Source organism: Acinetobacter lwoffii (assembly GCF_022809915.1).
Taxonomy (GTDB): Bacteria; Pseudomonadota; Gammaproteobacteria; order Pseudomonadales; family Moraxellaceae; genus Acinetobacter; species Acinetobacter lwoffii_M.
Window position 1 is genome coordinate 1 of the sequence record NZ_JALGQY010000059.1, and the last position, 4,628, is coordinate 4,628.

The window sequence follows — 4,628 nt, forward strand, 5'->3', positions numbered from 1 at the left end:
GATTGACTCTGTTTATACCGATGGAGCTTATGACACCAAGCAATGCCGTCAGGTCATTGCAGATCGGCAAGCGCATGCGGTGATTCCACCTAGAAAAAATGCGAAACCATGGAAAGATACAAAGAGTAGCTCGCTAGAGCGAAATGAATTACTTCGAACAATTAAACGTTTAGGCAGGACACTATGGAAAAAATGGTCAGGCTATCATCGGCGAAGTTGGTTGAAACTAAGATGCATTGCATCAAATTATTAGGAGATAAACTCAGTGCAAGGAGTTTTGATGGCACTGTTGCAAATAGAAATTTGAGTCGATGATGTTCCCTTTAAAAAGTGCTTAGAGACCGAAAACTCTATTCTATATTGTGTTTTTTGTTAAAAATGACACTATATATAGTATTTTAATTTGTTATATCAATGCGATTTTTTTCTACAACTTTATACATATTTGAAAATTCATTTGGAACGTCTTCAGTTATAACCATGCGATAGTATCCAGGTTGGAACAACTATTTTTCTATAAGAAGATATGAGAACGACTGAAAGGAGTTCGATATATCGTTCTATTCTTTTTCTTTATTTGAAAAATTAATTAAATATTTATTAATTAGTTATCTGTATTTTTTTATAATTTCTTCTTTAAGATTCAAGTTAAAAAAAGCCCTAAAAGATTGACTTTTTTGATAGTCCCAAGACAAGGTTTTGTCTAGCCTTATTTTATAAGACTTTTTAAGCTTCCTTCAAAATCAGTTGAAAACATTGAGTTATAAAAGAATGGACCTCAGCTCGAAACTTTACGAAGTATAGCGAGTAACAACGAAGCTATGCTGAAGTAAATGTTTGAGCAACCAACCGACTGTATGCAATAGCTACAGTAATGGAAGGAACAGAGGGCGGTCAGTAAATAGGCTTTAGGTGCTATGTATGTGTGCGCTTATGTGTACCTAGAATCCGTACATTTTTGTTTTAAGGTTTTTGCTTTTTTCATTTTTAAAAACAAGTAGTTATAAAATGTCTAAGACAAGGTTTTGTCTACAGCCTTTAAATTTTCCTTTATAAATTCACTGTAATTTGAGTATCGAATTTCAGCGAAAGCCGTATAAAACCTAAGATCAATTAAGACTGAAATCTGTCTTACTTATCCACAGTTTTAAATTTAAAAACAAAACAAGTGTTTAGCTAGACAAATAAAGCAATTCAAGACAAAAATAGAGCCACAAGACAAGTTATTGACATTATCTGTCTTGAGATAATATAATCTGTCTCAAGAGGGGAGAACAGTCTTCCATTACAACAATATGCAATGAGGATAATAAAACGTGCAAATAGGAAAAATAAGCACAGTGTTTAAAGTTTATGATGCAATGATGGGTAGCGGTAAGACTACTCAAATTATAGAAAACATTAGAACAGCAGAAAAAGACCAGAACTTTCTTTACATCACTCCATTACTTGATGAATGCCATCGTATTTCAGGTACAACATACGATCCTGAAGATGTATTAAAACGTCCTTTAATTACCACAGAAGACGATACAAGCGTTCATTACGCATATTTAGATGATGCTCCTTTGAAGGAAAGACGTTTCAAGCATCCAAGCTATAAGGGTGGAAATAAAGCTGAAAGCTTGCAATACCTGTTAAAGAACAAAGAAAACGTAGTCAGTACACATCAGCTCTTTATGAACCTAACACCAAATATGTTGGATGATGCGAAAGACTATGTACTGATTATTGACGAAACAATTCAAGTCTATGATGTATATACAGAGCATTCATCTACAGAGTTAGAAGCTCTTTTCCGTTTAGGTTGGATTCATGTTGATGATGATGCTGTCACTCTTCGTTTCAACCGTGAAAAGTATGGTGATAACGGTGGTGACCCGACAGGTACGAAATATGAAAACCTAGCAACAATGTGTGATCTCGGTCAGCTCTTGTATGTGGACCAGAAGCTGATTGTTTGGGAATTGAGTATCGACACACTGAGATCTTTTAAAGAAGTCTGGATTGCTACTTATATGTTTGAAGGCTCTCAAATGTCAGCGTATTTGAAATCGTATGGCGTTGAGTATGAACTGATCCGTTTTGGTAACAAGCCTTCTCAAATTAAGCATTTAGTCACTATTTCAGATAACAAGTTTATTAATGAGATTGGTACTAAAACTACAGCATTGAGTTCAAGCCAATTCAAATCAAATAAGAAAGCTTTATGTGAGCAGTTGTCAAAAAATCTTGATAACTATTTCCGTAACCATGTTAAAGCGAAAAAGTCAGATAGACTTTGGACTTCATTTAAAGAAGCACATTCAGCAATTGCTGGATCACGCTATAAAGAAGAATGGTTAGCCTTCAATACAAAGGCAACTAACGAATACAAAGACAAAACCAACTTAGCTTACTTGATGAACCTATATCCAAATCCAATGGTTGTTAAAGCTTCAGCTATGAAGGGATTCCCTGTTAAGGAAGATGTATTCGCTCTATCTGAGATGGTCCAATGGATATGGCGTTCTGCTATTCGTGAAGGTAACCCAATCAATATTTATGTACCAAGCTCAAGAATGCGTAGTTTATTACAGCGTTGGTTAAATGATGAATTTGAAAATTCTGCTGCTGAAGATATTGAAGTTACAGAAGAAGCCGAACAGTTAGAATTAGTTTAAATTGGCTTTGTTGCACAAAGATTTGAAATGCAAAGCGCCCCTAATTGAGCCAAATTTAAGGCGTAACTTGGGTAAGTGGTCGACCTAATTCCGGAGTTTCCTAAATAGAGTAAAAAAATAAGCCTTTGATTTTTATAATTATTTTATTTTTAATTTCTAATATCTGAACACAAATATTATAGTTTTCTTACTAATCTGCCATACCCTCACATATTTTATCATTAATATTCAATTACTTATATTTTTACTCAATACGTCTTGTTTGCAAATTAGATTTTTTTATATTGCATCAAGTTAAATTATTTTTTCTAAATAAACTCGTGGAACATTGGTTATTAAATAGGCGTGGAACGTGAATAATCAACAAAAAAGCCCAAGTACGCATACTTGGGCTTTTCATATAAGCATAAGGCTATGAATTATAAGAAATAAAAAATTGTTGTATTACGTATAACAGCCATTATGTTAAATAGATGGAATATTCAATGTTTTAGGCATCTACTTCTTCTAGGAATGGAACTTGATTTATGCTCACCCAACCATCTCTTTTGGGAAGCCCTCTAGAGTGCCGAATCACTCCATTATCTCTAGTTGTTTTATAGACTTTGTATCCTCTTCTATTAAAGGCATTTACTACAGCTTGCCGAGGATGTGTTTCTGATTTAGGACCAACAGAAACAAAACTTGTTTTTGTTAAAGAAGATCCTTGAGGAAGTCTTGGTCCTAGTAGGTTGTCTAACACTTCAGGAGAAACGTTATGTCTACTACCATGATGTGGCATTTGTACAAAATCACAGTTCTGAATATTTAATCCTGAATATTCTGCATTATCTAACGCATGAGCAAGAGCCCTAACACCAGCATCACCTGTTAACAATACTCTATTGTTATGCATATCGGCAAATAAAATGACACTACTTTCATTTTCTGCACTTGTTGTCACATTATTTTTAAGAGTTTCTTTATCCCAGCTTTCAAAGATTTTTTGCACGGAGTCAAGAAACTTTCTGAAACTTTCAGTAGCCAACGTACTTTTTTGTTCAGGTGTTTTATTGAATTCTTGAACAAGTTCATGAACATACCAATTTCTTTCTGGTGAAAGAACTTGGAATGGACCAATAGATTCACCGTAAAATGGTTCTTTAATTGTGATACCTCGTTCGGTTGCTAGAACTTCTAAGTTGTAAGCAGCCGACATTTTTTCTTGGAATCGTCTAGCAAGGCTATTATTTGTTATCCTTCTATCTTTGAAATAGTGACAGATTTCATCGCAATATAACCAAGGACGATGCATCCATAGCTCTTTGACATGTAGCTTCTCTAAGACAACTGATAAACCAGATGCATGATCGTTATCAGGATGGCTATTTACAAGAAAATCAATAGTGTCCGTTTGATAGTATTTCTGGATATGCCTAACCATAGCCTCTCCGGAGGATTTTACCCCTCCATCATAGGCTAGTACTTTATATTCTCCGTCTTCCCTGTATCGAACTAAAATACAGTCCCCACTACGCCCTGTATCACCTACAGTTAAAAATTCAATCTCAAAACCATCGATCATAATTATTAAAACCTAGTAGTAATTTATTAACCTTATGCTTTAATAAGGCATTAATTTAAAAAGAAAAGGTTAACATGAAAGATATTTTATCTTTTTTTGATGAATATACTTTAAAAGCAAGATTTTTACCTGCGTGTATAGCGGCATTACCATTAATGTCTATTATTGCCTCATACTTCGATTGGAATGAGTTTCTAGTTGCAAATATTGTGGTGGGGGGTTTAGTTGGTTTGATTGTAATTTATCTTTTTTCGCTTTTTGCTAGATCTCTAGGACGAAAAGTTGAGAGCAAAATTTTAAAAGAATGGGGGGGATTTCCTACTACTCAATTCTTGAGACATAGAGATTCAACGTTAAGTTCAGTAAAGAAAGAAAAGATTCATGAGTTACTAGCTCAAAAG

The 4,628-nt window shown here is 34.3% G+C and carries 2 protein-coding genes and 2 pseudogenes; 3 read left to right on the top strand and 1 reads right to left on the bottom strand.

Going from position 1 to position 4,628, the window contains the following annotated elements:
* Together MTX11_RS16100 and MTX11_RS16105 are read left to right on the top strand one after the other, a co-directional pair.
* Positions 1 to 291: pseudogene (locus MTX11_RS16100) on the top strand (transposase); the annotation flags it as partial.
* Between the two features lie 1,025 nt (positions 292 to 1,316).
* Entirely contained in the window at positions 1,317 to 2,663 is a 1,347-nt protein-coding gene (locus MTX11_RS16105) for a hypothetical protein (protein ID WP_020753597.1), read from the top strand.
* 490 nt (positions 2,664 to 3,153) lie between these two features.
* Here the strand turns inward: MTX11_RS16105 and MTX11_RS16110 are convergent, their stop codons facing one another.
* Entirely contained in the window at positions 3,154 to 4,227 is a 1,074-nt protein-coding gene (locus tag MTX11_RS16110) for a ComEC/Rec2 family competence protein (RefSeq protein WP_243475579.1), read from the bottom strand.
* Positions 4,228 to 4,301: 74 nt separating this feature from the next.
* Here MTX11_RS16110 and MTX11_RS16115 point away from each other — a divergent pair.
* Positions 4,302 to 4,628 (top strand): annotated as a pseudogene (locus MTX11_RS16115) (hypothetical protein); the annotation flags it as partial.